Here is a 1,929-nt window from a genome sequence, read left to right as displayed (position 1 = left end):
AGTGCAATCTCTCTCACCGTCATAATCTCTATAAGCTCCACTTCTTAATCCGGCTTGAATAGGATACGCCTGAGAGCAGCAGTACACACAATATTTATCCGATATCCAAAAGAGAATATCTCTGTAGGCTCAAGTTCAGGATCGCCAGAGTTCCATATAATTTCATACCCGTTATTTTCCTTGCAACCTGTATAGTATTGCTTATTATATTTGGGAGTCACGTTACAACATCTCCTTTTTGATTTTTCACTATAAAAGAATCCTTTCATCACTTTATATACTGCCTGTATTTTTCGATTTCTTCTTTTCCTATTGTCTCAATTACTCCCCAACTGTCATCTTCCTTGTTTATAAGTTCGCTGATAAACTCCATTTGCTTCTCAGCCGATAAGTTATCGAATATGTGAACTAAAAACAAATCTCTGTCTTCTTCAGATAAAGCATTCCAGCATCTATCTAGAATGAATGATAACCATGTTTTGTTATGCATAATAACACTCCTTGTAAAATAATCTTTTTATCAACCTTTTTATCAGTATTTTCGAAGTAAGCTCTAATAAATGATGTAACATACAAGTACATCTGAGAATGAAAGCCTGTATGCACTCATTTTGAGCATTAACCAATCAATATCTTTATCTGAAGTATGAAGTTTCAGAAAACCCTTAAAATCTTCATCTGACAACTCTAAACTGTACTTATTCGCAGATTCTTTCACTCTTTTAAAATGCCACTGTGTCTCTTCGTTGGTTACTAATTCATCTATGAGATGTTCATATTCGATCTCATATTTCAAATTTTTAGCTCCTTTCTCATTTCTGCACAATATATATCTAATGAGCTTTTTAATAAATATTATTTTTGTTTAACTACATACCGCTCTTCTTTAACCATTTGCCTTCCTTGAAGTCTAAATAACGCCTTTCCCCTGTTCTTTTATCAAACGACTCAACTAATATTCGATCATCGACTCCTTGCTGAAGATCTAAAATTGATTTAGCAATTTCGCCTTCTATAAAATAAACTTTCCTTTTGCTGGTCACATTAAATTCCACTTTCTTCAAATTCATCATAACTGTCTTACTCCCCATAAAATATTCATTTCATCTTGATTCCGTTTAATCGTTCTTTATTTAGTTCATCATAAATTTCAAGAAGCCTTCTATCAACAATTAACTTTCTACCAAGTTGGTAAGCTCTATACTCAAATTCATATTTCTTTTCTTGATAAAGATCACAATCGAACTTTTCAAACAGTTCTGGATTTTCTTTGAAATCTATGTAATGACCTAACTCATGGAAAGCAATGCACATAAATACATCCTTTAAAAGATAGCCAAACCTTCCACTAATTCCAAGTACTTGACCAGTGTTAAAGTGGACTGCGTTAGATTTTGGTCTATATGACATCGGTTTATAAAGCTTATCATCCTTAACAACATTGCAATCAAAACCATAACTCACGATTATCTCTTTTAATAACTCTTCCCACATTGTTCTCACTTCCTTATTGAAAGGATTAATTCATTTTGATTTCTTTACAATATCAATTCTCAAGAAATCATTTTCTGGATTTCTCCTCTTTTCAACGAATACCCAATCCGCGCTGATCAGTGTTCTTAAGTATTCTAAACTCTCCTCATAAATCCCAAGCATAGAAATGTGATCATCCTTTAAAGTGTAGTCGTGAATAGCGCTAAACCAGAATGGTCTTCCTCCTAATATCTCAACAACTTTGGGTAAATCCATTATGTATCCACTCCTATTTTGATTTGTATAAAAGGATCATTTCACATTAAATTCACATATATTTATATTTACTCTTAAATACTTAATAAACATTATTCTTCCTTCAACTTTTGTTGGATTAATTTAATTCACTTTAAGAGGAATTTTTACTTGCTTGTTTTGTTTGGTTTGTAGTTACTT

6 protein-coding genes are annotated in these 1,929 nt (G+C 32.2%); all 6 read right to left on the bottom strand.

Annotation, left to right across the window (positions count from 1 at the left end; translation table 11 throughout):
- Nucleotides 1–44 precede the first annotated feature (44 nt).
- Entirely contained in the window at nt 45–221 is a 177-nt protein-coding gene (locus tag JCM16418_RS25230) for a hypothetical protein (protein WP_156327262.1), read from the bottom strand.
- A 47-nt stretch (nt 222–268) separates the two neighbouring features.
- A complete protein-coding gene (locus tag JCM16418_RS23270) occupies nt 269–490 on the bottom strand; it encodes a hypothetical protein (RefSeq protein WP_036653811.1) in 222 nt (73 codons plus the stop codon).
- Between the two features lie 63 nt (nt 491–553).
- On the bottom strand, nt 554–796 hold the full coding sequence (locus JCM16418_RS23265) for a hypothetical protein (protein WP_036653809.1): 243 nt from the start codon (nt 794–796) through the stop codon (nt 554–556).
- 73 nt (nt 797–869) lie between these two features.
- Nucleotides 870–1,073, bottom strand: coding sequence for a hypothetical protein (locus JCM16418_RS23260; RefSeq protein ID WP_036653807.1), 204 nt, complete (start codon nt 1,071–1,073; stop codon nt 870–872).
- Nucleotides 1,074–1,098: 25 nt separating this feature from the next.
- A complete protein-coding gene (locus JCM16418_RS23255) occupies nt 1,099–1,494 on the bottom strand; it encodes a hypothetical protein (protein WP_036653805.1) in 396 nt (131 codons plus the stop codon).
- Nucleotides 1,495–1,524: 30 nt separating this feature from the next.
- Nucleotides 1,525–1,749 carry a hypothetical protein gene (locus JCM16418_RS23250; protein ID WP_036653804.1) on the bottom strand — a complete coding sequence of 75 codons (225 nt, stop codon included), beginning with the start codon at nt 1,747–1,749 and terminating at the stop codon, nt 1,525–1,527.
- Between the last annotated feature and the right edge of the window lie 180 nt (nt 1,750–1,929).

It is taken from the genome of Paenibacillus pini JCM 16418, assembly GCF_000576305.1.
Taxonomy (GTDB): Bacteria; Bacillota; Bacilli; order Paenibacillales; family Paenibacillaceae; genus Paenibacillus_AQ; species Paenibacillus_AQ pini.
The sequence above is the reverse complement of the archived record's forward strand: the minus strand, read 5'-3'. Positions and strand labels throughout refer to the sequence as shown.